Annotated in this window: 21 protein-coding genes; 7 read left to right on the forward strand and 14 right to left on the reverse strand. The window is 58.6% G+C overall.

Features of this window, described 5'->3' with window-relative positions:
- From efeU to ACIPY9_RS12505, 3 genes are all read right to left on the reverse strand, one after another.
- On the reverse strand, positions 1-843 hold the full coding sequence (gene efeU / locus ACIPY9_RS12495) for an iron uptake transporter permease EfeU (RefSeq protein WP_400701109.1): 843 nt from the start codon (positions 841-843) through the stop codon (positions 1-3).
- Between the two features lie 168 nt (positions 844-1,011).
- The gene (gene ampC / locus ACIPY9_RS12500; protein ID WP_400701112.1) at positions 1,012-2,166 is read right to left on the reverse strand and encodes a class C beta-lactamase; all 1,155 of its coding nucleotides are present in this window, start codon (positions 2,164-2,166) and stop codon (positions 1,012-1,014) included.
- A gap of 103 nt (positions 2,167-2,269) precedes the next feature.
- Complete coding sequence (locus ACIPY9_RS12505) at positions 2,270-3,712, reverse strand: SulP family inorganic anion transporter (protein ID WP_400701115.1); 1,443 nt, start codon at positions 3,710-3,712, stop codon at positions 2,270-2,272.
- Positions 3,713-3,889: 177 nt separating this feature from the next.
- Here ACIPY9_RS12505 and zapE point away from each other — a divergent pair, with 177 nt between their 5' ends.
- The gene (gene zapE, locus ACIPY9_RS12510) at positions 3,890-5,005 is read left to right on the forward strand and encodes a cell division protein ZapE (RefSeq protein ID WP_400701576.1); all 1,116 of its coding nucleotides are present in this window, start codon (positions 3,890-3,892) and stop codon (positions 5,003-5,005) included.
- A 12-nt stretch (positions 5,006-5,017) separates the two neighbouring features.
- Here zapE and rarD read toward each other — a convergent pair whose 3' ends face one another.
- Positions 5,018-5,902: an EamA family transporter RarD gene (rarD, locus tag ACIPY9_RS12515; protein WP_400701118.1), complete on the reverse strand. Its 885-nt coding sequence runs from the start codon at positions 5,900-5,902 to the stop codon at positions 5,018-5,020.
- 201 nt (positions 5,903-6,103) lie between these two features.
- Between rarD and ACIPY9_RS12520 the strand changes: the two genes are divergently transcribed.
- Positions 6,104-7,255 carry an MFS transporter gene (locus tag ACIPY9_RS12520; protein ID WP_400701121.1) on the forward strand — a complete coding sequence of 384 codons (1,152 nt, stop codon included), beginning with the start codon at positions 6,104-6,106 and terminating at the stop codon, positions 7,253-7,255.
- Positions 7,256-7,261: 6 nt separating this feature from the next.
- On the opposite strand, the gene ACIPY9_RS12525 is transcribed toward ACIPY9_RS12520, so the two are convergent.
- Positions 7,262-8,095, reverse strand: a complete 834-nt coding sequence (locus ACIPY9_RS12525; protein ID WP_400701124.1) for a PhzF family phenazine biosynthesis protein — start codon at positions 8,093-8,095, stop codon at positions 7,262-7,264.
- Between the two features lie 57 nt (positions 8,096-8,152).
- Positions 8,153-8,644, reverse strand: coding sequence for a multidrug/biocide efflux PACE transporter (locus tag ACIPY9_RS12530; protein WP_400701127.1), 492 nt, complete (start codon positions 8,642-8,644; stop codon positions 8,153-8,155).
- 100 nt (positions 8,645-8,744) lie between these two features.
- On the opposite strand from ACIPY9_RS12530, the gene ACIPY9_RS12535 reads away from it, so the two are divergent.
- A complete protein-coding gene (locus ACIPY9_RS12535) occupies positions 8,745-9,626 on the forward strand; it encodes a LysR family transcriptional regulator (protein WP_400701130.1) in 882 nt (293 codons plus the stop codon).
- Positions 9,627-9,928: 302 nt separating this feature from the next.
- Here ACIPY9_RS12535 and ACIPY9_RS12540 read toward each other — a convergent pair whose 3' ends face one another.
- The gene (locus ACIPY9_RS12540; protein WP_400701133.1) at positions 9,929-11,314 is read right to left on the reverse strand and encodes an MFS transporter; all 1,386 of its coding nucleotides are present in this window, start codon (positions 11,312-11,314) and stop codon (positions 9,929-9,931) included.
- A 57-nt stretch (positions 11,315-11,371) separates the two neighbouring features.
- The gene (locus ACIPY9_RS12545; protein WP_400701136.1) at positions 11,372-12,310 is read right to left on the reverse strand and encodes a 2-hydroxyacid dehydrogenase; all 939 of its coding nucleotides are present in this window, start codon (positions 12,308-12,310) and stop codon (positions 11,372-11,374) included.
- A gap of 128 nt (positions 12,311-12,438) precedes the next feature.
- Between ACIPY9_RS12545 and ACIPY9_RS12550 the strand changes: the two genes are divergently transcribed.
- Complete coding sequence (locus tag ACIPY9_RS12550) at positions 12,439-13,329, forward strand: LysR family transcriptional regulator (RefSeq protein WP_400701139.1); 891 nt, start codon at positions 12,439-12,441, stop codon at positions 13,327-13,329.
- A 149-nt stretch (positions 13,330-13,478) separates the two neighbouring features.
- Here ACIPY9_RS12550 and ACIPY9_RS12555 read toward each other — a convergent pair whose 3' ends face one another.
- Positions 13,479-13,706 carry a DUF6124 family protein gene (locus tag ACIPY9_RS12555; protein WP_400701142.1) on the reverse strand — a complete coding sequence of 76 codons (228 nt, stop codon included), beginning with the start codon at positions 13,704-13,706 and terminating at the stop codon, positions 13,479-13,481.
- A 407-nt stretch (positions 13,707-14,113) separates the two neighbouring features.
- Between ACIPY9_RS12555 and ACIPY9_RS12560 the strand changes: the two genes are divergently transcribed.
- The 3 genes from ACIPY9_RS12560 (at position 14,114) to ACIPY9_RS12570 (ending at position 16,582) form a co-directional block, all read left to right on the forward strand.
- Positions 14,114-15,241 (forward strand): saccharopine dehydrogenase family protein, encoded by a 1,128-nt coding sequence (locus ACIPY9_RS12560; RefSeq protein WP_400701145.1) that lies wholly within the window; start codon positions 14,114-14,116, stop codon positions 15,239-15,241.
- A 3-nt stretch (positions 15,242-15,244) separates the two neighbouring features.
- Complete coding sequence (locus ACIPY9_RS12565; protein ID WP_400701148.1) at positions 15,245-15,736, forward strand: DUF2269 family protein; 492 nt, start codon at positions 15,245-15,247, stop codon at positions 15,734-15,736.
- 312 nt (positions 15,737-16,048) lie between these two features.
- Entirely contained in the window at positions 16,049-16,582 is a 534-nt protein-coding gene (locus ACIPY9_RS12570; protein WP_400701151.1) for a hypothetical protein, read from the forward strand.
- A 96-nt stretch (positions 16,583-16,678) separates the two neighbouring features.
- Here ACIPY9_RS12570 and ACIPY9_RS12575 read toward each other — a convergent pair whose 3' ends face one another.
- From ACIPY9_RS12575 to ACIPY9_RS12595, 5 genes are read right to left on the reverse strand one after another with little or no spacing between them, the layout of a single operon-like run.
- Complete coding sequence (locus ACIPY9_RS12575) at positions 16,679-18,163, reverse strand: 4-hydroxyphenylacetate 3-hydroxylase family protein (RefSeq protein ID WP_400701154.1); 1,485 nt, start codon at positions 18,161-18,163, stop codon at positions 16,679-16,681.
- 36 nt (positions 18,164-18,199) lie between these two features.
- Positions 18,200-19,453 (reverse strand): acyl-CoA dehydrogenase family protein, encoded by a 1,254-nt coding sequence (locus tag ACIPY9_RS12580; RefSeq protein WP_400701157.1) that lies wholly within the window; start codon positions 19,451-19,453, stop codon positions 18,200-18,202.
- 34 nt (positions 19,454-19,487) lie between these two features.
- Entirely contained in the window at positions 19,488-20,885 is a 1,398-nt protein-coding gene (locus tag ACIPY9_RS12585) for a tryptophanase (RefSeq protein WP_400701160.1), read from the reverse strand.
- A gap of 15 nt (positions 20,886-20,900) precedes the next feature.
- A complete protein-coding gene (locus ACIPY9_RS12590) occupies positions 20,901-21,632 on the reverse strand; it encodes a DUF6875 domain-containing protein (RefSeq protein ID WP_400701163.1) in 732 nt (243 codons plus the stop codon).
- A gap of 50 nt (positions 21,633-21,682) precedes the next feature.
- The gene (locus tag ACIPY9_RS12595) at positions 21,683-23,215 is read right to left on the reverse strand and encodes an MFS transporter (protein WP_400701166.1); all 1,533 of its coding nucleotides are present in this window, start codon (positions 23,213-23,215) and stop codon (positions 21,683-21,685) included.
- Positions 23,216-23,260: the final 45 nt, after the last annotated feature.

The raw sequence follows: 23,260 nt of genomic DNA on the forward strand, positions 1-23,260 counted from the left end.
TTATTCGTTCGTGACGGAAGTCTGGGGTGGTTGTGCGGCCGGTGCATGGGGCAGAAAGAACAGCACCAGCGCGCCGATCAGGTAGATCAGGTAAGCGCTCAGGGTGCTGACGGTCGGCGCGTCCTGATAACCGAACATGCCGGCCAGCACGGAACCGAGCGGGCCATCCATCGGCAGGGTAGCGCTGAAATCGATCACCACTTCCTGCCAGTGATTCCACACCCCGGCTTCATGCAGTGCCTGCACGGAATTGGACAGAATCCCGGCCGCCACCACCAGGATGAACAGGCCGGTCCAGCGGAAGAACAGGCTCAGGTTCAGGCGCATGCTGCCGCTGTAGATCGCCACGCCAAAACCGACGGCCAGCAGCAGTCCGAGCAGGGCGCCAATCGGTGCGCCGGAACCTTCGCTTTGCTGGAAGACGGCCAGCAGGAAAAAGACGGTTTCCAGCCCTTCGCGGGCCACGGCGAAGAACACCATGGCGATCAGGGCATATGTCTGGTTTTTCGAGCCGGTGAGGGCGGCGTCCAGCGAGGCATGCAGGGCGTGCTTGATCGAGCGGGCCACCTTGCGCATCCAGAACACCATGGAGCTGAGAATGCCAACGGCCACCAGGCCGACAATGCCCTCGAACAACTCCTGCTGTTTCTGCGGAAATTCGGCGCTCATCAGTTCCAGACCGCCACCGACGAACAGGGCCAGCGCAGCGGCGAGAAAAACACCGATCCACACCGCAGGCATCCACTCGCCACGGCCGGTCTGTTTCAGGTAACTGGCGATGATGCCAACGATAAGCGCGGCTTCAATGCCTTCGCGCAGCATGATCAAGAATGGAACGAGCATGATTCACCGGGGTAAAGGCTTCGGGGTGAGGGGTTTCAGCGAGCTGTATGGCTGAAACAATGAGTAACATAATGATACTCATTCCCGAATGAGGGCCAGTTGTTTTTCCGGTATCGCCCATGCCGTTCAGGTTAGGTTCAGGTCAGGCCTGTGCGCCTTATCACCCCTTCATGGTGAGCAACAGCCCCGTTCACTGAGGATGCGATACGCCAGGCGAACCCGTGCTTCATTGGGGTAATTCTTGTTGGCCAGGATCACGATGCCGAGTTTTCTGGCCGGTACGAATGCCACGTATCCACCAAAGCCGTTGGTCGAGCCGGTCTTGTTGATCCAGACGTTCTGCCGGGGTGCCTGTGGCGGGTTCAGGGCCACGGCTGGCTGGGTTTCGTACGCCATTTTGCTTGAGTTGCCCTCGATCAGCGCCTCCAGTTTTACGGGGGCTTCATACTGTTCCCAGATCAGGCCCTGAGTCATTGCACCGATGGTGAAATAGCCGGTCCGGGTGTCTGCCAGTGCCTGTTGCAGGCTGGGCGAGGGGAGCGTCAGGCCCATGTTCGCTTCGACAAAACGGATCAGGTCGCGACTGCCGGATTTCATGCCATACGCTTCAGACGCCAGCACACCGGGGTTGAGCCTGACGGCAGCGTCCTGCTTGTTGTAGCCCTGGGCATAGTGGGGCAGCTTGTTTCCGGGGATTGTGATGTAACTGTTGCTCATACCCAGAGCCGGGAACAGTTTCTGCTCCAGGGCGGCCTCGAATGGCAGTTTCATGCATTTGGCGGTGATCAGGCCCAGCAAGCCAATGCTGGGGTTGGCGTAGCTTCGGTGGGTACCGGGCAGGTACTGGGGCTGCCAGGCCTTGAAGTAACTCATCATCTGCGCGTCGTCCCGTACCGCTTCGGGAAACTGAAGCGGAAAGCCCCCGGCAGTGTGGGTACCCAGATGAAAGAGCGGCACCTTGCCCAGTCGGCTGTCGTGCAGCGCCGGCAGGTAGGTGTCGACAGTGTCGCCAAGAGCCAGTTGGCCATTGGCCTGAGCCCAGGTGGCGAGGGTGGCGGTGAACAGCTTGCTGATCGAACCCAGCTCGAACAGTGTATCGCCGGTGACGGGGGCCTGAGTGGCTCGGGACTCGACGCCGTAGTGATAGAAGCGCTGCTGTCCATTGTCGGTGACGGCAATGGACATCCCGGCGATATTGTACTGCTGCATGACGCTTCGGGCTTCGTCCTGCACGGTCTGGTCGAAGTCCGGCGTCTCGTCTGCGGCAACGCTGCCGATCATGAGCAGTAATAAGGGGGCCAGACAGGTTTGGGTCCATCGCATCGGGTGTCTCCTCGCGTTCCATTGAGGGCGCGACCCTACCACTTGAGTGAACAGGCTCAATAAACGTTCTTTCTCAAGATATGACCCATGTGTTTCAAACCGTTCAGTAATGCGCCCCGGCACGTTTGAGCAATTGCTTGCAGCGTTCGGATAGATGGATCACACGCAAATGTTTACCCGCGTTTGTGTAGCGTTCACGCAGGGTTTTCAGTGCGGCTATCGCTGAATAGTCGACGAAATTCAGGTGACGGCAATCCACGGTGACGTTCTGAGGGTCGTTGGTCGGGTCGAACTGGTTGAGGAACGGCGTGGTCGAGGCGAAGAACAGCGTGCCGTGCATCAGGTAGATCTTGCTGCCGTCCTGTTCCAGGTGCGTGTTGGCGTACAACTCGCGGGCCTGCTGCCAGGCAAAGTTGAGCGCCGCGATGAGCACGCCGAACACGACGGCAGCGGCCAGATCGGTCAGCACGGTGACGATGGTCACTGCAATGATTGCCAGCACGTCGTTCATGGGGATCTTGTGCAGGACCCGCAACGACGCCCAGGCGAAGGTCTGCTGCGACACCACGAACATCACACCGACCAGCGCCGCCAGCGGGATCTGCTCGATCAGGGGTGACAGAAACAGCACGAACATCAGGATCATCACACCCGCCACGGCGCCGGACAGTCGGCCACGGCCACCGGAACTGAGGTTGATGGCGGTCTGGCCGATCATCGCGCAACCGCCCATGCCGCCGCAGAAGCCGGACACCATGTTGGCGGCACCCAGGGCCATGCATTCGCGATTGGAATGGCCACGGGTTTCGGTGATTTCATCGGTGAGGTTCAGGGTCAGCAGGGTTTCCAGCAGGCCGACCATCGCCATCAGCACGGCATAGGGGGCCACGATCTTCAAGGTTTCCAGTGTCCACGGCACATCCGGCAAGGCCAGCGTCGGCAGGCCACCGGCGATGTGTGCCATGTCACCCAGGGTGTGGGTCGGGAGTTTCAGCAGGTACACCAGCAGGCCCACGCTGAGAATCGCGACCAGCGCTGGCGGTACAGCGCGGGTCAGGCGCGGCAGCAGGTAGACGATGGCCATGGTCAGGGCCACCAGCCCCAGCATCAGGTACAGGCTCTGGCCGCTGAGCCAGGTATCACCGCGCTTGAAATGCTCCAGTTGCGCCAGGGCGATGACAATCGCCAGGCCGTTGACGAAGCCAAGCATGACCGAATACGGCACCATTCGCACCAGTTTGCCCAGGCGCAGCAGGCCGAAGGCGATCATGATCAGCCCGCCCAGCACGACGGTGGCGAGCAGGTACTGCGCGCCGTGCTGCACCACAAGGGCAACGATCACCACGGCCATCGAGCCGGCCGCGCCGGAAATCATCCCCGGCCGCCCGCCGAACAGGGCCGTCAGGGTGCAGATGATGAACGCGCCATACAGGCCCATCAGCGGGTTGAGATGAGCCACCAGGGCAAAGGCGATGCATTCGGGCACCAGCGCAAAGGAAGTGGTGAGTCCGGCCAGGACTTCGGTGCGTATACGGGGTTGTTTCATGGAATACCTGGGAGCGAACGTACTGCGTCACAGCCGTGGGCGTACAAGGGAGGAGGGGTGCAGATGTTACGAAATCTCCGGTAAGCCGACCAGTCAAAAAGTCGTCCTGTACGACTGCCTTCTGCCTCGGGCTTCTATATGCTTGCAGCCTTTCCTGAAGCCGAAGGTGCGTTCTCGATGGATGTCGTGTCTCCTCTGGATGCCTATGAACGGGCGATCCAGCGTGGTTTTCAGCCTGACGAGGCGCAATTGCAGGCTGCCCGACAGTTGCAGGCGTGCTATCTGGCGTTGAAGCAGAACGGCGAGACGCCCAGAGGCGTGTATCTGTGGGGGCCGGTGGGGCGCGGCAAGACCTGGCTGATGGACCGCTTTTTCGAGAGCCTGAACGTGCCGGCCCGGCGTCAGCATTTTCATCACTTCATGCGCTGGGTCCACAAACGCATGTTCGAGCTGATCGGCACGCCCCATCCCTTGAAGGTTGTCGCTCAGGAGCTGGGGCGCGATGTGCGGGTGATGTGCTTCGATGAACTGTTCGTCACTGACATCGGCGATGCCGTGATCCTCGGCGGCCTGTTGCAAGTGATGTTCGAGGAGGGCGTGGTGCTGGTCTGCACGTCCAACCAGCCTCCGGAGCAGTTGTACAGCCACGGCCACAACCGCGAGCGCTTTCTGCCTGCCATCGCTGCGATCCAGCAGTACATGCAAGTGGTGACGGTGGATGGCGGGGAAGATCATCGCCTGCATCCCGGCCAGTTGCATCAGCGCTACTGGATTGCCGAGGCAGGGCGTCCGGGTGCGCTGGGGGAGATTTTCAAGGCCTTGAGTGGTGGGCAGACAGTCCATGACTCGCAGGTGATGCTCGGCTATCGCAGCATCAATGTCGTGCAGCACACCGACACGACGGTCTGGTGCCGTTATCGCGACCTGTGCGAGCAGCCTTTGGCGGCCATGGACTTCATTGCTCTGTGCGACCGTTTTTCGGTGATCCTGCTCAGCGAAGTCCCGGCCCTGAGCGCGGCCCAGCGCGAAGCGAAGATTGCCCGCGGCACTGAAGACGGCGTCGAACAGGTGGTTGCGGGGGATCGGGAGTTGCCGCAACTGTCGCCCCATGACGACGGCGTGCGGCGCTTCATTGCCCTGGTGGACGAGTGCTACGACCGGCGTATCCCGCTCTATATCGAGGCGCAGACCTCCATGGAAGCGCTGTACACCCAGGGCTATCTGTCATTTGCCTTCCGCCGCACCCTCAGCCGCTTGCAGGAAATGCAACTGGAGCGCTTTACCGAGCATTGATCGGCAAGGTCGTTACACGGCATCCCGACGGCGCTGGGCCAGCATGTGCCTCGCGCCTTCGATGACCAGCACCACGACGGCCAGCCAGATCGGCAGGTAGGTCAGCCATTCGTCCCGACCGATGCTTTCCCCCAGCAGCAAGGCGACGCACACCAGCAGCACCGGCTCCACGTAACTGAGCAGGCCGAACAGGCTGAACGGCAGAATGCGGCTGGACAGGATGTAGCTGATCAGCGCCGAGGCACTGATGACGCCCAGCAAGGGAATCAGCCAATAGAGTCTGGGTGATTGTTGAATGGCCAGCGGATCGCCATGGGCAATGAACCACAGACCGACGGGCAGCATGAACAGCATGTCGAACCACAGCCCGCCCAGGTTATCGGTCTTGAGTTTGCGCCTCAGCACGAAGTAGACCGGGTAACCCAGGGCCACCAGCAGGGTTTCCCAGGAGAAGCTGCCCAGCCGCCACAATTCATGGCCCACGCCGATCATGGCAAAGGTGGCCGCGATCTTTTGCAGGTGCGACAGGTGTTCACCGTACACGATGCGCCCCGTGACGATCATGCTCAACGGCAACAGGAAATAGCCCAGCGACACTTCCAGGCTGCGCCCGTGCAGCGGTGCCCACATGAAGATCAACAGTTGCACGCCCAGCAGCAGCGAGGAGAGCAGAATGCCGAACACCAGCAACGGCTGCTGCCGGATGCGTCCGGCCAGTGTCCGCACCAGCTTCCAGTCGCCACTGATGAGCATGAACAAGGTGGCGCACGGCACGGTCAGCAGCATGCGCCAGCCGAAGATTTCTTCACCGGTCAGAGGCTTCAGCAGTGAGGTATAGAAATACATGACGCCGAACAGCACCGACGCCATGACCGACAGGACTACACCTTTATACACGGCGGCCTCTTTGTTTGATGTGGGATGCACTGAAGGGGCGCGTAGTCTAGTGCGCCGATCTGAAAATAGCTGTGCTTTTTATAGCTGCACAATCGACGGTATGCACCATTTGTGAACACCGCACATGTGGAACGCCTTCTGATTTTGCTAGTCTCTCGTGCTCGCCAGCACGATTCTGTCTGGTGTTCTCAAGGAGCATGCATGACCTCTTTCAGCCACGAGGCCCAGATCACCAAGGCCCGGAAGGAGCAGTCTTCCACTCGGATAGCGTTTTTCATTGCCGGTTTCAGTGTGGCCTCCTGGGCCCCGCTGGTGCCCTATGCCAAGGCCCGGGTAGGGCTGGATGACGGCACGCTGGGATTATTGCTGTTATGCTTGGGGATGGGCTCGATTCTGTCCATGCCTCTGGCGGGCGCGCTGGCTTCACGTTACGGCTGTCGCCGCCTGCTGGTCATTTCGACCGTATTGATCTGCCTGTGTCTGCCCTTGCTGGCCACGGTGTCCAGCCTGCCGTTGCTGGTGGCGACCCTGTTTCTGTTCGGCGCGAGCATGGGCGGGGTGGATTGCACGGCCAATATCCAGGCCGTGATTGTCGAGCGGGCCAGCGGCAAGACCATGATGTCGGGCTTTCATGGCCTGTTCAGCCTGGGCGGTATCGTGGGAGCGGCGGGCGTCAGCGCCGTGCTGAGCCTGGGCGCTTCACCGGTGATCGCCATGCTGGTGGTGGTCGTGCTGACACTTGCCGCCCTGGCCAAGGCCGCGCCTCATCTGTTGCCTTATGGCAGTCAGTCAGAAGGGCCATCCTTTGCGATTCCCCATGGCGTGGTGCTGTTCATCGGTCTGCTGTGCTTCACGGTCTTTCTCGCCGAAGGAGCGATGCTCGACTGGAGCGCGGTGTTCCTCAGTTCGCTGCGAGGTGTTGAAACCTCCTATGCGGGCCTGGGGTACGCGGTCTTTGCCGTGACCATGACCCTCGGACGCCTGTTCGGCGATGCTGTGGTGCGCCGGGTGGGTTCCAACCGGATCATCATTCTGGGCGGTCTGTGTGCGGCCAGCGGCCTGGCAATCGCCACGCTGGTACCGGCCTGGGAGGCGGCCTTGCTGGGCTATGCACTGGTGGGTGCCGGTTGCTCGAATATCGTGCCGGTCTGCTACAGCGCGGTCGGTCGGCAGAAGACCATGCCGGAAAGTGTCGCGATCCCGGCGATTACCACCGTGGGCTACGCCGGGATTCTGGTCGGGCCGGCGGCCATCGGCTTTATTGCCCATGTCAGCAGCCTGGAACTGGCCTTCATGATCGTCGCCGTGATGCTGTTGGGCGTGGCAATCAGTGGCAGCCAGCTCAAAACCTGAGGTTTTTTACAACGTACGCGCCATCCCCGAGACCCGGATCGAACTGCCGGGCTGCTCGGGGATTTCGGCGCGCAGGCGTGACGGGCTGCCCATGTCTTCGCCTTGCAGGATGTCGATGACGCCGCCATGGGGCCAGCCGATATCGCGCAGGTAACCGCCCAGCGCTGCCGTCGCCGCGCCGGTGGCCGGGTCTTCATAGACGCCGCCGAACGCGAACGGGTTGCGGGTATGGAAGAACTGCTCGGTTTCTGCGAACAGCAACAGAATGGTGGCCCAGCCTTCACGTACCATCAGCTGACGTCCGGCTTCCTGGTCGTACTGCATGGCCTTGAGCTTCGAGCGGCTGTTGAGTGCCAGCACCAGATGCCCGGCACCGCCATTGATGGCCGCAGGCGGAATGCGTGGGTCCAGATCGCTGTGTGCATAGCCGAACAGGGTCAGGGCTTCTTCCAGCAATTGCGGGCTGATGGCTTTGCTGTGAGTGGGGGGCGACTGCAAGGCCGCCGAGGTCAATGCCCCCTGGGCATGGCCTTCGACCGTGATCTGCGCCTGATTGAGGGTGAGGTTGAACAGCCCGTCGCCCTGACGGCTCGCCAATGCCGCACCCAGCGCAATGGTGGCGTGGCCGCAGAAGGGGACTTCGGCCAGCGGCGAGAAATAACGCACGCGCCAGCCGTTCTCGAGGGGGGCGGCGAAAGCGGTTTCCGAAAAGCCGACGTCGGCGGCAATGCGCTGCATGGTGCTGTCATCGGGCAGTGCATCCCCGATCCATACGCCTGCCGGGTTGCCTCCTTGGTCACCATCGCTGAATGCAGCCAGTTTGAGAATGTCCGTGTTCATGTCGGGCAGGCCTTGTTGTGATTGTGAACGGCGATTGTGCCCGAACCAGCGGTGCATTCAAGGCCGCGATGCCGCTTCACATCTGGACAGGCGGCGCTGGACGATGCGCTCGCGCAGGGCGTCGTAGGTCCAGTTGAACGCCATGGTGTAAGGCAGGAAAAACAGCAGCACGCCGATATCCAGCCAGAAGGCCTGCATCAGGCTGATGGACAACCACCAGGCGGCCAGCGGCACGACGGCCAGAATCAGGCCGCCCTCGAAACACACGGCATGCACCACCCGGGCACCGAAGGTCATGGCAAAGCCTGTTTTGCGCCGAATGCGGTCGAAGAGGGCGTTGAACAGCATGTTCCAGAGCATCGCCGCAGTGGAAATCATGACGGTCAGCGCGCCCATCTTGCCCAGCGATTCATCCATGATCCAGGCCAGCAGCGGGGCACAGATGATCAGACCAATCAGCTCAAAGAGCAGCGCATGCAGAATGCGTTCTTTAAGCGATTTGACAGGCACGGTCGTGGATCCGGCAGCGCTCTGGCTTGTCTGTTTCATGGCAAATGAGACCTGTGTGGTGATGGATGGCTGCATTCTCATCGGTCATTGCGCTAAAGTGAAAATAGTTTCCATCGGAAAAACCGATAGCAGGTCCTCCATGAGTTTTTCACCCGAAGCCCTTGAAGCCTTTGCCCAGATTGTCGAATTGGGGTCGTTCAGTGCAGCTGCCCGGCGTCTGGGCAAGAGCCAGTCCACCATCAGCGAAGCCATTTCTCGCCTGGAAATCGACCTGGGGCTGGAGCTGTTCGACCGTTCTGCCCGACAACCCGTCCTGACCGAAGCGGGCAAGGCCATGCTCGGGCGGGTCGAGGATGTGCTCTGTGCCTCGGACCGATTGCGCCGTGCTGCCGGGAGGCTGGCCGCAGGGGCCGAGCCGCGTCTGACGCTCGTGTTGTCCGATGCCAACCAGTTTTCCGATTTCGAGGCGCGCACCATGGAGCTGGACCAGCGCTTCCCGGATCTGGAGCTGGAGTGTGTGTTTGCCGAGCACGGCGATGCGATCAACCTGATCCAGTCGGGCAGGGCGTCGTTGGGGCTATTGTCGGCCCAGGCGAGCTACCCGCCGGAAGTCGGCCACGCGACCATTGCCGAGCGTGCGGATTTCGGCCTGTTCGTGTCTCACGCACACCCGCTGGCTGCGCTGGAGGACGTGAACTATCAACAATTGTCGGAATACCGGGCGCTGCGCCTGAATACATTGATCGAACACAGCATCCCGACCGACGACTTGCCCACCAGCGGTCACCGCAACTGGTCGGCGCCCAATTACCTGCTGTTGATGGACATGGCGGCGTTCGGCTTCGGCTGGTCGGCATTGCCACGCTGGCTGGTGTCACGCTATGCCACCGGGCTCCTGAAGGAGCTCAAGGTCCCCGGCTGGCCCCGCAGCTCGGCTGTCGATGTGATCTGGTCACGCCAGCGCGGCCTGGGGCCGGCAGGTGCCTGGCTGCTGGAAACACTGGTTCCCGCCGGAGAGTAGGAGCGAATTCATTCGCGAAAAGGCCGTTGAAGCCGCAAGAAATGTATTGCCTGACAGACAGTCTTCGCGGATGAATCCGCTCCTACGGGGGCAGTGCTTCGTCACTTTCCTACAGGCAAATAAAAACCCGCCGAAGCGGGTTTTCCAAAGACCATCCAACTCCCTGTTGGCCGCCTCCCAGGCAATGGTCGATCATCCTTGATCCTGGCGAACTCCCTGTTCACCAGTTGTTGGATCCAATCTTACGAGCCTTGGCGTAAGGTAAAAAGAGCGAATTATCTTCAGCTCGTGTAAGCCTTTGGCTATACGTCGGCTCTGTGATGGCTGATGGGGGACGTGGATTCGTTGATCACCACACGCTCGAAACGTCCGGCCAGAACGACATACCCGAAGATCCCCATCAGGCCGTGGGCCGCCACGAACCATAGGGCTGAATTGAACGAGCCGGTAGTGGCCACGAAGTAGCCGATGACCACAGGGGTGATGATCCCCGCGATATTGCCGATGCCGTTGAACACGCCACCGCTCAGGCCGACCATGTTCTTGGGGGCCGTATCGGACAGCACCGCCCAGCCTACCGCGGCCAGCCCCTTGCCGAAAAAGGCCAGGGCCATGAGGGCAATGACCATCCAGTTGGCGTCGACGTAGTTCGCGGAGACCAGACTGGAAGCCAGCGCCATGCCGATCACAAAAGGCGTCTTGCGTGCCCTGGAAGGATGAACGCCCCGGCGGATCAGGTAGTCGGAAATCACGCCGCCCAGAATCCCTCCCGAAAAACCGCAGATGGCTGGCATGGCCGCCACCCAGCCGGCCTGCATGATGGTCATGCCTCGACCCTGGATGAGGTAGATGGGGAACCAGGTGATGAAGAAGTAGGTGAGGGCGGTGATGCAATACTGGCCGAGGTAGATCGCCCAGAGGGTCCGGTTATTGAACAACTGAACGACTTCTTTCATGTTCAGTTTTGACCGGGTGGTTTTACGCGTCACCTCCAGATCCACCAGGGCACCGCCGTCACGCATGTATTGCAGCTCGTTTTCGGTCAGCCGAGGGTCTGTGTGGGGCTCGTGATAAAGCGCAAACCAGAACACGGTCGCGATCAGCCCGAGCGCGCCCATCCAGATGAACACATGTTCCCAGCCCCAGGAAAACGTCAGCCAGGCCATGAGTGGGGCAAAGACGACGACTGCCATGTATTGCGCCGAATTGAACAGCGCAGAGGCCGTGCCCCGTTCGCTGGTCGGAAACCAGCACGACACGATGCGGTTATTGGCCGGAAAGGCCGGGGATTCGACAAGGCCGAGCATGAAGCGCATGGCGAACAGGGTGATGGCCGCCGAAGAGCCTACAAGACCGAACCAGCCCACAGTGCCTTGCAGCATGGTGAACAACGACCACAGAAACAGGCTGCAACCGTAGACCCTTCTGGCACCGAACCTGTCCAGTAACCAGCCGCCCGGGATCTGGCCCAGTGCGTAGGCCCAGGCAAACGCCGAAAAGATCATGCCGAGCATGATGGGGTCGAGCCCCAGGTCTTTCACCACACCTGTGCCCGCGATGGACATCGTGGCGCGATCGGCGTAGTTGAGCACGGTGACGATGAAAATCAGCGCAAGAATGATAAAGCGGCGACGCCCGACATGGGCTTTTTCAAGCGAAGTTGCAAGTGATGCTGTCTTGGAGGTCATGGCGCTCTCCGGCTTCCTTCGAGGGAAGTTTTATTGTTGGAAGATCACGTAGGTCACTCAGCAGGCGACGGCCGTCGGCAGCGGAGAACCGGCGAAGCAAGCCTCTAGATTGGCCAGTACGATTTCGCCCATGGCGAGGCGGGTCTGCTCGGTGGCGCTGGCGCGATGAGGCTGCAAGACCACGTTGTCCATTGAGCGCAGGGCATCCGGGACGCGCGGTTCGTCGGCAAAGACATCCAGGCCCGCACCGGCGATGGTGCCGTTGCTCAAGGCGGCGATCAGTGCGGGTTCGTCCACCAGCTTGCCCCGCGCAACATTGATCAGATAACCCTGTGCGCCCAGGGCTTCCAGCACTTCGGACGTGATGATGGCGCGGCCCTGATCGGCCGAGGCCGCCAGCATCAGCACATCGCTGCGGCGTGCCAGCTCGATCAGATCGGGCACGAACCTGTAGCCGCTCTGGGGCTGTTCGTGCAGGTCGGTGTAGCTCACTTTCATGTCGAAGGCCTGGGCCCGACGGGCAATGGCATGTCCAACCCTGCCCAGGCCGACGATACCCAACTCAATGCCGGTCACCTTGCGCGCCAGAGGCTGTATGACGGTGCCCCACTGGCCTTCGCGTACGATGCGGTCGCCGGTGCCCAGGTCGCGCAAGGCCATGATCAACAGGCCCATGCCCATGTCTGCCACATCATCGGTCAGCACGCCGGGAGTCGTGGTCACCTGAATACCTCGTCGAGCCGCATGGGCCAGGTCTACGGCGTCGGTGCCGATGCCACTGATGGCGATGACTTCCAGCGCGGGCAGGCGATTCATGAGGGTGTTGGACAGGCCTTTGGCTCCGCCTGTCACGACGCCCCGGATACTGTGACCGACCTGGTCGAGGAAAGTGTCCTGATCCACGGCTTCGTACAGCCGATGGACGGTATAGGAATCCCGCAGCCGGGCATCGATAGGGGCCGGGACAGGCTGGGTCAGGAGAATATTGATCGTCATGTCGCGTTCCTTGAATTGTTCTTATTGAAGCGGGCGACAGGCAGTCACCTGCGTGTCGTTCAAGGGTAGGAAAACGATCGATGCCGGTCTAACATTGATACTGTATCGTTCAATACAAGAATTGAATCATGGAGCTTCACCAACTTCGTTGTTTCGTGATGGTTGCCGAAGAGTTGCATTTCGGCCGTGCAGCCAAACGCCTGTTCATGACCCAACCGCCGCTGAGCCGCCAGATCCAGATGCTGGAGCGCTCACTGGGGGTTACGTTGCTGGAGCGCAGCAATCGCAACGTGCAACTTACGGTGGCCGGGCAGCACTTCCTGCGTGATGCCCGGCACGTCCTGGCTTACACCGAACAGGCTGGCACCGCGGCCAGACGTCTGGCCCGGGGTGAAGCAGGGCAATTGCTGCTGGGGTTTACCGCGGTCAGCGGTTACAGCCTGATTCCCGGTCTGCTGGGGCATGCAGCCCAGGTGCTTCCGGATGTCGGTTTCGAGCTGCATGAAATGGTGTCGGGCGCGCAAACAGAGGCTCTGTCCGCGAGCATGATCGATGTCGGGTTTGTACGGCGGGCAGCCCCTCATCTCGGCTTCGATTCACAACTGATTTGCAACGAGCCGCTGCTGGTTGTCATGTCGAACCTTCATCCATTGGCGCAGCGCACGAGCATTGCCGTGGCCGATCTGGATCAACTGCCGTTCGTGATGTATTCGCCGGATGAAGGGCGATATTTCTATGACTGCATCGTCGGCCTGTTCGCGATGGCGGGCGTTTCCCCGCGCTACCTGCATTACCTCGGCCAGACCCATTCCATTCTGGGGCTGGTGCGGGCGGGGCTGGGCGTCGCAATCGTACCCGCCGCTGCCCGTGAGCTTCACATGGGGCATTTGCAGTTCCTGCCCCTGGAAGATGCCCAGCCGCGTGCAGAGGTGTACATGGTGTCCAGAAGCGATAACGACAACCCGGCACTGCCGTCGTTCTTGCGTATGGCGAAAGACTATTTCCAGACCCGTGAATGACGTCGTAAATCTGCTACCTGGCTCAAATACTGTAGGAGCGAATTCATTCGCGAAGAGCCGGTGAAGTGCGCCCCAAAAGTTGGACGGCTTCTGACTAGGCTACAGCGGACTGGGCTCTTCGCGAATAAATTCGCTCCCACAGGCGGGTTTCAGCGCACTTCAATCCCGTTCAGCGAGCGATCCACCACGGTCTTGGCCAGCTCTACCAGATGCACGACGGACAGTGCCAGATGTCGATGCGTGCCGCTCAAGCGGTCGCTGCTTTCATAGGCGGTTGCGGCGGCGCAACTGAGCAGTTCCGAGGCGTAGCAGAGGGACTGTTCTAGAGTGGTGTCTTGAGCCGGGGAGAGAGGTAAAGCAGGTTCGGCATTGAGCATGCTGGATGACTCCTAACGCTATTGATTGAATAACGCTGCCCCGCTGTCGCGACTAAACGAAGGTGGCAGCCATGCGCAGGTTAGTCGACCGGGCGTTAGGATCCGGCGCATCCGAAGATGCCCTGCGCACGGCCACCATAAAAGTGCGGATGATAAAAATCACCGGACTCAGGTGACGCCATGCGCCTAACACAACTGGGCGACTAAACCCGATCACTGATATGCAGCGACCGGCGCACGTTAGTAGCCCGAAACGAGAGGCGCAAGAGGGCGGGGATTCTCTCGGAAATGTCATCTGATAGAAAGGGATAAAGCCTACAAATACATTTCCAGCAGACATACAGATTGCCCTCTGGAGGGAGATCAGCGAAGCTCCGCCGCATCAATCAATGGACAGGATGTTGCGCATGGCGCTCAGGGTGATGGTGATCGGTGGCTACGGAAATTTCGGCAGCATCATCTGCCGACATCTGGTTGTCGTACCGGGTATCGAGCTGGTCATCGCCGGTCGTGATGCGCAAAAGTTATCCGCCAAGGTCGAAGCGCTTCGACAGTCGTCCGGTGCGATTGTGGAAAGCTGGTGCGGCAATGCCATGGATGCGGATTTGCAGCCTGCGCTTGTGCAGATGGGCATTCAGTGGGTGATTCATACGGGGGGGCCGTTTCAAGGGCAGTCCTATGCCATTGCCGAGTCTTGCATCGAGGTGGGCGTCAATTACTGCGATTTGTCTGACTGCCGTCATTTCGTCAACGGCATTGCTGCCCTCGATGTACGAGCCCGGCAGGCAGGTGTGGCGATTTTCAGTGGTTGCAGCTCGGTGCCTTCGCTGTCCTCGGCCATCATCGATCAACACCGCCATCGCTTTACCCGCATCGACACGATCGATCACGGTATTTCGTCCTCCGCGAAAATGCCGGGCTTATCGACCATCGAAGGCGTGCTGGCGTATGCCGGCAAGCCGATCAACCAGTTCAAGGCAGGGCAAGTGCATGCTGTATCGGGCTGGCAAGGTCTGACCTTGCGCAAGATGCCGATGATGGGCATCCGGCTGCTGGCCAATGTCGATGTTCCTGACATGGATATCTTTGCCGCTCGCTACGGCGCCCGAAACCTGAGCTTCAAGGCCGGCTCGGGCCTGAAGCTCGGCGGTATCGCCAACTACCTGCTGGCGCTGGCGGTCAGAATCGGGCTGCTTCGTTCGGTCGCGACCTGGCCTGCACGGCTGCATCGCTGGGGTACTTGGTTTGAACGGTTTGGCGACGGCAAAAGCGCGATGTTCATCGATGTGCGGGGCCTTGACCACGATGCCAGGCCGCTGCTGCTGACCGTGCAACTCACCGCCTCCAATGACAAAGGCCCGGAAATCCCAAGCTGTGCAGCCGTCGCCTTGATGGAAAAGATCAACCGCGGCTACCAACCCGAACCCGGCGCCCGAGCCTGCGTGGGGGAAATCACGGTTGATGAATACCTGGCGGCTATCAACGAACCGTCGAATATTCATCTGTCAGTGCAGTTTTCCGAAGAGCCGCGCTGATTCATGACCTACCTTTTTCTGAAATACCTTCACATCATCGCAGCGATTTTCCTGTTCGGTTTTGGCATGGGCTCCTACCTGTACCTCATCGCCGCCAGCCGTACCGCCAACCCGCAAGTCATCGCCCACGTCGCCAGAATGGTGGTGCGCTTCGACGCCTGGATCACCACTCCCGCTGGATTCATCCAGATCATCACCGGCTACCTGCTGACCCGACTCATGGGCCTGCCCCTGACCACTGAATGGGTGCTGACCTCGCTGGTGATTTTCCTGTGCGTGGGCTCACTCTGGCTGCCCGTGCTGGTCTTGCAAACGCGGATGCAGAGGATGGCCTTGGCGGCGGCTGACTCGGGGATGATGCTAGGAGAGGCGTATCGGGCGGTTTACCGGAAGTGGTTCTGGATGGGAGTGGCCGGGTTTTCGGGGATGTTTGTGATTGTGTTGATGATGGTGATGAAGATGACGCCTTGGCAGTTTATGGGGATGCTCGGCTGACTTGGGGCAGGGGCTTTCTTTGATGGTTTGCGCATTCGGTTTGTAACGGTTGAGGGATGAATGTTGTTAAAAAGTGAACGTACACCACGATGTGCTCTTTGCACATTAAGAAAACCTCTGAAATCGAGCCACATCATTCCAAGGTTCATCTATCAGATCGTTCGTAGAAACCAGCCTTACGAAAAAGAGCACGAGAAAGACCCGGTAGTGGTCAACAATGAGTCTGGCACCATTCAAAAGATTGGCAGGCAGTATAAGACTCTGCTTCTTTGTGAACCTTGTGAGGGGCGGTTTTCAAAGAAGGAGACTGCAATGGCATCCATCATTTCCGATGTTGCCCAAAGTTTCCATGAGCAGCGTTTCATGGGATATGGCGGGGTAGAAATCTACAATAAGTACAAGGATGAATTGGAGTTTTTCTTTACTCCGGAAAAAATCAGCGCAATCAAGTATTTTTTCCTTTCTTGCGTGTTTCGCCAGGTGATCGCTGAAGAGCGGCCGATCAATAAAGTCTTCATGAGAGGGCTCAAGCGCTATCTATTGGGCAAGAACCCCGGTTTCGGGATTCAACTTATCCTCAAGGTCAATAGTGGTGAAAGTCACCCCATGGCGACATCCATTGCGTTGCTCAGCAGCGGGACACACGCTCATGGCTTGATTCTGGTACCTGAGTTTCTGATGCATCTCATCATCGATGAGCAGCAACCCGTATTGGCTGAGGACCGGATTACAGTCGTGCCTGAGGATTTTGAGCACGATGCCGACGTTAACCGGCTTTGCCGGATCAATGCTGAAGATTACAGGATTGCCCCTAAGTTTCAGGCGTATCTGGACAGCCTGAAATGACTGGACGTGTCGCTCTCACTGACTTGGCCCGCTGACCTGAACCCCGATCAGGCCAGCGGTTTTTCGTGGGCGCCGTTGTACTAGCCGACATTCTGATCAGGCAAGATGACTCACCGATTCAAGCTTCGGTCTGGTGATTTCCTGGCCTTTTTCATCAAGCAGTTTTTGCGCCATCCCCTTGCCAAAGCCCCAGTCGTATTTGTTATAGAGCCGTGCAAGTGCCACAAAATGTGGGCCGGAATAGAACATTTCATATTGCGTATGACGTGAACCAAATTCCGATCCAATGGCATCCCAGACCAGTTTCATCAATTGCACCCGCTCGGTCGAATTCACGATGCTTGAGTATTGGGTCGCATCGATCAAGTGGCGCATTTCATCATTGGCGAAATCGTCAACATGGGACGGCAGCATGATGACGCCGCCGCCGGCCAGTTTGCGTATGGTTTCGATCACCTGAGGGTAGATCGATTGGGCAACGGCCTGGCAGGCATACAGTTGCGTCTGGTCGGGAATGAAGTAGGGACCGTGTCTGACCGGGTTATGGATGAGCCCGCGGAACAGGCCCTCGATCACGGAGGCGTGACAGGCAAGGTTACCCAAGGCTTCCCGTACTGCCGGAAACTCATTGACGCCTGTCACTTCTGTCATCCTTTGAGCCAGGCTCGCGAGGAAGTGAAGCTTGACTGCCAGCCGTGCCTGGCTTTGGGTATCCATGAGCACTTCGGCTGCCGTGCTGTGAAATTGCTTGCGGCACATGGGTACATCGCCATGGATGAATACCCGGTCCCAGGGAATCAGAACATTGTCGAAATAAACAACGGCGTCGTTCTCATCGAATCGATGACTGAGCGGGTAATCGAATGACGTGGCATTTTCCGCGTAGGAACGACGGGAAAGAATCCGGATCCCGGCTGCATTCAAGGGGGTGGCAAAAGACAGGGCATATCGGTCGTCGATGCCCGGTTTCATCGGGTTCTGGACACCGACAAAAAGCTCTTCGGCCAGTACCGCAGCGGTCCCCAGCATTTTGGCCCCGCGAACGATAAGCCCGTCTGCTGTTTCGCGGACCACGCCCAGTGTATGAAACAGGTTTTGATCGTGTTCTCCGGGCGATTTGGAACGGTCGCCCTGTGGGTTGACGATTGTGTAGGTCAGGTAGAGATCTTTGTCCCGTGCGTACTCGTAGTACTTTCGAAGCGCCAGAGCGCGTTCGGACGAATAGTCCTTGAAGACCTCGATATGGGTAATCATGCCGGTGATCGCCGCCGACACGTGATCCGGGGAGCGTCCCAGCCAGCCGCAACTCTGTTGTGCCCAGGCGTAAGCGGCCTCTGCGCGCGCTACCAGTTTTTCCTTGGTATCGGGTATTTCCCAGGCTTTGTTGACCTGTGCGCCTGTTGGCGTCGTAAAGGTCATTGTGTCGATGTTTTCTGCCTGATAGTCGTACAGCCGGGCAACTGAATGAATGGCCTTGCTGAATGCCGGGTGGCTGACAGGGTCTTTGACGCGTTTACCGTTGAGATAAATGATTCTGCCGTCTCTCAGGCTCTCAATGTATTGCTGGCCGGTTCTGGACATGCTGTGCCTCCTGTTCGATTCGAGAGTGAGTGGGCCTTATAGACCGAGAAACGCAAGGGGCAGACCCAGTTCGGCGCGGGCAACATAGGGCGCGAAGGTTTCCCATTGTGAGCCGACATGGCCCCGGTACATTTGCACATCGCTGAAATAGCGCAGCAGCCTTGAGTGGCTGCGTGCTTCGGTTGATCCGGCTGTACGAAACAGTAACTCGACGGCTTCACACGCCTGGCGGCCGGCTTGTTGCAACACGCCCCACGCCACAATGTTCTCTTCGATCGTGATGGGTTGCGTGGTCGCCTGCCATCGCTCCCCCAGCTTTTTGTGTTGCTCGCACATGTGCAGCAGCGTGGCTTGTGCCGCTTCTGTCAATGTACGGGCCTGTCCGTAGGCGCGTTGATAGTTCGTGTCCTGAAAGCGTTTGAGTGCCGGATCGAAAGGCAGTGATCGTGTGAGTAGCAACTCCTTGTACTCATCAAGGGCTGCCTGTGCCGCACCAATGATCGGAGCCAGAAGGTTGGCGTGATAGGGCAGCATCAGATAGCCCAGATAAAGAGGAGACTGATGCAGGCGAGTCCCATGGGTGCCTTGGGTGACATCCTGATTGGCGAAGAAACCATGGAAAGGCGTTGCCATCCGCTCGGGCACGAATACCGAGTCGAGGCGGATACTGTTTGAGCCGCTTGCACGCATGCCAAGGGTCTTGTCGTTGCCCCAGTCGTCGAGAATCGTGTAATCCCGGCGCGGCACGATGCAGTTCAGAGAAAGAGGTGGAGCACCTTCTTCATGAATGAGCGTATTGACAATGGCATGTGTCGAGTAGGTGATACCGGTGCAGTAGTTGAAGACGCCGTCAACAATGAAGCCGCCCTTTACCCGTCTGCTCGTTCCCCCGGGAAACGCTCTGTGCGGTGCAATGAAATGGCTGTCATTGCCGAAAACCTCGTCCTGCACTTCCTTTGGCCAGTGGGAGGCCACAATAAGGCTGTGTGCGGCTCCCAGTGTCAGATTCCAGCCAATCGATGGATGGCCTCGTGATATGGCGATCATGATGCGGTAGTAGTCCGCCAGATCCAGTTGTAAGCCTCCATACTTTTTGGGCAGCAGCAGTTTGTAGAATCCATGCTCCTTGAAAAAATCATGCAGGGTCGGACTGTAAGTACCCTGTGCATCGCTGATGTCCTGATCCTTGCGCAGTGAGTCTTTTAATCCTTCTGCTATTTCAAGAATGGAGGAGGGCTGTGCGTGAAACTCCAGGGCAGCAGTGGCCTCAAGGGCCCCGAGCATAGTCATGCGTAATTTCCTTATATGCCGATTGAGAGACCGATCAGATTTCCTTGAAGCGGGCCGTAAACTGTCGAAGAACTTCTGGTTCGTACTCAAAGTCCAGCGGACGTAAACGATCGGCTCTGTTCACGACATTGATGAGGGATTCGGCGACGTAGTCCATGTGATTGTTGGTGTATGTGCGACGAGGAATGGTGAGCCTCATCAGTTCGAACAAGGCGGGTTCCTGCTGGCGAGTGACGGGGTGTCGCCCCATCATCAATGAGCCTATCTCTGTCGCCCGAACGCCACTTTCCAGGTACAGGGCATTGCAAATAACCTGTGCAGGGAAATGATGAGGTGCAATATCGGGGCGGATGCGCCCGGCATCGACAAATACGGCGTGCCCGCCTACGGGTGTCTGGATTGGAATACCCGCCTCTTGCAGGCGATCTCCCAGATAAGCAACCTGAGCAATCCGGCTGCGTTGATGGTCCTCGTCGCAGGCCTCTTCCAGCCCTACGGCCATCGCATCCATGTCGCGCCCTGCAAGGCCTCCATAGGTGATGAAGCCTTCCAGTGGTACGCACTGGCGCTGCACGCGCTGGAAAAGCTGTTCGTCCTGCTTGAAGCAGCACAGCCCACCGATGTTCACCATTCCATCTTTTTTGGCTGACATTGTGAAAGCGTCTGCAACGGCAAACGTCTCGGCAACAATGTCCTTCAGGCTTTTGTCCCGATAGTCCGGGTCTCGCTGTTTCACAAAGTAAGCATTTTCGGCAAACCGTGCTGCGTCGATGACGACCGGAATACCGTGTTGTCTGGCCAGAGAGGCGGCGGACTTGATGTTGTGCATCGAGACAGGCTGACCGCCGACACTGTTACACGTAATGGTGATGACGACCGCCGCGACCTGTTCGGCTCCGTTGATTTCAATGGCTGTGGCCAGTGCTTCCAGATCGAAATTTCCCTTCCAGTCATCGTGTTTCGATGTGTCCAGGGCGGCCTTGCAGATCAGGTTCTTTGCCTGGGCACCCGCAAATTCAACATGGGCTTTGGTGGTGTCGAAGTGATGGTTGGAAATGAACACCGGGGCCGTGGCACCCCGCTTGATGGCGCGCTCGACCAGGCAAGGAAAAAGAATCTGTTCGGCTCCCCGGCCCTGATGGACTGGAATGGTGTACGGATAATTGAACAGGCGCTCTACCGTATCACTCAGGCGATGAAAGCTTTTGCTCCCCGCATAGGATTCATCGCCGCGCATGAGTGCCGACCATTGCTGATCGCTCATTGCACCGGTGCCACTGTCAGTCAACAGGTCAATGAAGACATCTTCAGCCCTGATCAAAAACGGATTGAGCCCTGCGCGGCGAAGTGCTGCTTCGCGATATTCGCGTGTCGTGGTCTTGAGCGGCTCTACCATTTTGATGCGGAACGGTTCGGGAATACTTTTGGCCATGATGCTTTTCCTTGTTTACTTGATTGTTTTGACTGCAAGTTCGCCATCACGAGTAATTGCGCGTAACGCATCGATTTGGGTCTGGGTAAAGGCCAGTTTTTCGTTTTGATTGAGTACCTGTCTGATTGCCACTTTGCCTCTGTCACCGTGCTGGCGCAGATAGGCATCGATGAAGGCAGGGCGGTCTGCGAGAAAGGCGATGTCAATCTCGACCATTTCTCTGACTACCAGCAGTGGGGTGGGGGCGCGTAAGGGGCGAAAGTTCTGGTTTCGCAGGCCGGGTTTCTCACAGCCTTCATAAAACTCTCCAAGCATCAGACCGGCGTCCAGAAATGCAGGTTTGAGCCGAGCATGAAGAGTGTTGACGGTTTCGCTGGGCTCGAGACCATGCAGCACGCCGACAATGGTCTTGAATTGGGTGGCGTTTCCCTCATGGGGAAGTTGGCGTTTGAAACTGTCGATCAAAGACAGGATATCGTCGTTGATCTCTTCCCGGCTTCGGCCTTGGGTATAGATATCCACCAGCCAGAACGTTTCCCGTTTCATGGCGGCCGGTGTCCAGGGGCAGACGACACCTGAGCGGCCGACTTCGGGATGAGGTTTGCACAAGTATTCAACACACCATCGTGCAATTCTTGTCAGCGACTCTGAATGTAAGGATGAAGCAGAAGTACCCCGCAGCGCTTCTGAAATGGGAACAAGGTTGAGTCCACGAGAGGTGGGTTGAGACAGCTTCATGTTTGACATACGTCTTCCTTGTCGTGAGAAATGATGTCCATGTTGAAAAACATGCCGAATCAGTCGGAATAACTTCTGCTATCGGTTGCGCTCCGCACAACGGGTGAGCTCAGTGCCCAGCTACAGCCTGCTGCTGCAATCAAGGTCAGGGCCATCAGCACATAAAGCATGATGCTGAAGGCGTTGCTGTAGATCTGTTCCAGGGTGCCGGTGCCTTGGGTGTGCATGAGGTTTTTGGCTTCGGGCATGTTTCCGGTTGCCATGTGATTGGCGATGGCATTTATTCCCGCGTCGAGGGTCTGGGCGGTTGTGGCCAGGGGGGCGAGTTCCTGTTGCAGAAGGCCTGTCAGCAATGCGAGTGAGGCAGCAACGCAAATGGCTTCTCCACAGGCACGCATGGTGGTGAAGATCCCTGTGGCCATTCCCGCTCGTTCAATGGGCACCACGCTGATGGACAGGTCGTCCATCAGCCCCCACGGCAGCCCTGTGCCGATACCGATCAACAACATCGGCAAGGCCATCAGCATCCAGGAAGAACCTACGGGGACATTGGCCAGCCAGCCCAGCCCGATGGTTGCCAGCAGCAGTCCGAGGCAAGACAGTGTCGAAGAGTTGAATTTGCGTGCCAGTACGGTCGCAATGAACGGTACGATCATCATCGGGGCCGACAGAGCCATCATCATTGCCCCTGCTTCTGTTGCACTCATGCCTTCAGCCCCGATAAACCTGATGGGCAGCAGAATCAACAGGACGATGAAGCAGATGGCGGTCGCGATAGGCAGGAACTGGACGCCTACGAAGCGGCGATAGCGAAACAGGGACAGGTCGAGCATGGGACGTTCATGACGATTCTCGAGGATGATGAACGCGGTCAGAACGATAAGGGCAGCAGTGAGTAAGCCAATGACCTGCAGGCTCTGCCATCCATGCTGAGGAATCTGCATGATGGCGAACGTCAGCAGAAGCAGGAAAGCGGTGAACGTGACCAGTCCGGACTTGTCCAGACGACCGGCATCAGGGTCCCGTGATTCGCGCATGCAAGGCGCTGCGATCATCCAGGCTGCGGCCCCGAATATCGCACCGAGAAAGAAAATCGATCGCCACCCCAGCAGCTCGACCATGATGCCGGAGATGACCGGACCGAAGGCCAGTCCCAGGCCGAAGGCTGTGCCCAGCAGGCCGAACGCCCTTGTTCGGTCATGTCCGTCGAATTCCTGTGCCAGGGTCGCAGACCCGCCAGCCATGGTCAGGGCCGCAGCGAACCCTTGTGCTCCCCTGAGCAGGTCAAGAATAACAACGCTCGGGGCAAGGCTGACAATGAGAGAAAGAATCGCAAAACTGCCAATCCCCCAGCAGAACATTTTCTTGCGCCCATATTGATCGGCCAGCGCACCGGCAGCCATTACGGCACTGCCGAAGCTGAGTGCGAAGGCGTTGACGATCCACGCCAGGGCGATGGGGCTGCCTCCCAGATCCTGCTGGATGGCCGGTAATGCCATTGCCGGCCCGGTGTATTCCAGCGGCAGAATCAACCCGGCTGCGCAGACGGCGAGTAGAACCCAGTATCGACGGGATGAAGAGGTTTCAGTCATGGAGCGCTCGTAGGAAATGGCTGTCGGCCAGATCTTATTGAAGCG

This window comes from Pseudomonas sp. NPDC089734 (assembly GCF_044748865.1).
GTDB lineage: Bacteria > Pseudomonadota > Gammaproteobacteria > Pseudomonadales > Pseudomonadaceae > Aquipseudomonas.

Bases quoted from the DNA above. Each gene is read 5' to 3' on its own strand.
- efeU (WP_400701109.1), bottom strand. From the start codon at position 843: ATGCTCGTTCCATTCTTGATCATGCTGCGCGAAGGCATTGAAGCCGCG.
- ampC (WP_400701112.1), bottom strand. From the start codon at position 2,166: ATGCGATGGACCCAAACCTGTCTGGCCCCCTTATTACTGCTCATGATC.
- ACIPY9_RS12505 (WP_400701115.1), bottom strand. From the start codon at position 3,712: ATGAAACAACCCCGTATACGCACCGAAGTCCTGGCCGGACTCACCACT.
- zapE (WP_400701576.1), top strand. From the start codon at position 3,890: ATGGATGTCGTGTCTCCTCTGGATGCCTATGAACGGGCGATCCAGCGT.
- ACIPY9_RS12520 (WP_400701121.1), top strand. From the start codon at position 6,104: ATGACCTCTTTCAGCCACGAGGCCCAGATCACCAAGGCCCGGAAGGAG.
- ACIPY9_RS12525 (WP_400701124.1), bottom strand. From the start codon at position 8,095: ATGAACACGGACATTCTCAAACTGGCTGCATTCAGCGATGGTGACCAA.
- ACIPY9_RS12530 (WP_400701127.1), bottom strand. From the start codon at position 8,644: ATGAAACAGACAAGCCAGAGCGCTGCCGGATCCACGACCGTGCCTGTC.
- ACIPY9_RS12535 (WP_400701130.1), top strand. From the start codon at position 8,745: ATGAGTTTTTCACCCGAAGCCCTTGAAGCCTTTGCCCAGATTGTCGAA.
- ACIPY9_RS12540 (WP_400701133.1), bottom strand. From the start codon at position 11,314: ATGACCTCCAAGACAGCATCACTTGCAACTTCGCTTGAAAAAGCCCAT.
- ACIPY9_RS12545 (WP_400701136.1), bottom strand. From the start codon at position 12,310: ATGACGATCAATATTCTCCTGACCCAGCCTGTCCCGGCCCCTATCGAT.
- ACIPY9_RS12550 (WP_400701139.1), top strand. From the start codon at position 12,439: ATGGAGCTTCACCAACTTCGTTGTTTCGTGATGGTTGCCGAAGAGTTG.
- ACIPY9_RS12555 (WP_400701142.1), bottom strand. From the start codon at position 13,706: ATGCTCAATGCCGAACCTGCTTTACCTCTCTCCCCGGCTCAAGACACC.
- ACIPY9_RS12560 (WP_400701145.1), top strand. From the start codon at position 14,114: ATGGCGCTCAGGGTGATGGTGATCGGTGGCTACGGAAATTTCGGCAGC.
- ACIPY9_RS12565 (WP_400701148.1), top strand. From the start codon at position 15,245: ATGACCTACCTTTTTCTGAAATACCTTCACATCATCGCAGCGATTTTC.
- ACIPY9_RS12570 (WP_400701151.1), top strand. From the start codon at position 16,049: ATGGCATCCATCATTTCCGATGTTGCCCAAAGTTTCCATGAGCAGCGT.
- ACIPY9_RS12575 (WP_400701154.1), bottom strand. From the start codon at position 18,163: ATGTCCAGAACCGGCCAGCAATACATTGAGAGCCTGAGAGACGGCAGA.
- ACIPY9_RS12580 (WP_400701157.1), bottom strand. From the start codon at position 19,453: ATGACTATGCTCGGGGCCCTTGAGGCCACTGCTGCCCTGGAGTTTCAC.
- ACIPY9_RS12585 (WP_400701160.1), bottom strand. From the start codon at position 20,885: ATGGCCAAAAGTATTCCCGAACCGTTCCGCATCAAAATGGTAGAGCCG.
- ACIPY9_RS12590 (WP_400701163.1), bottom strand. From the start codon at position 21,632: ATGTCAAACATGAAGCTGTCTCAACCCACCTCTCGTGGACTCAACCTT.
- ACIPY9_RS12595 (WP_400701166.1), bottom strand. From the start codon at position 23,215: ATGACTGAAACCTCTTCATCCCGTCGATACTGGGTTCTACTCGCCGTC.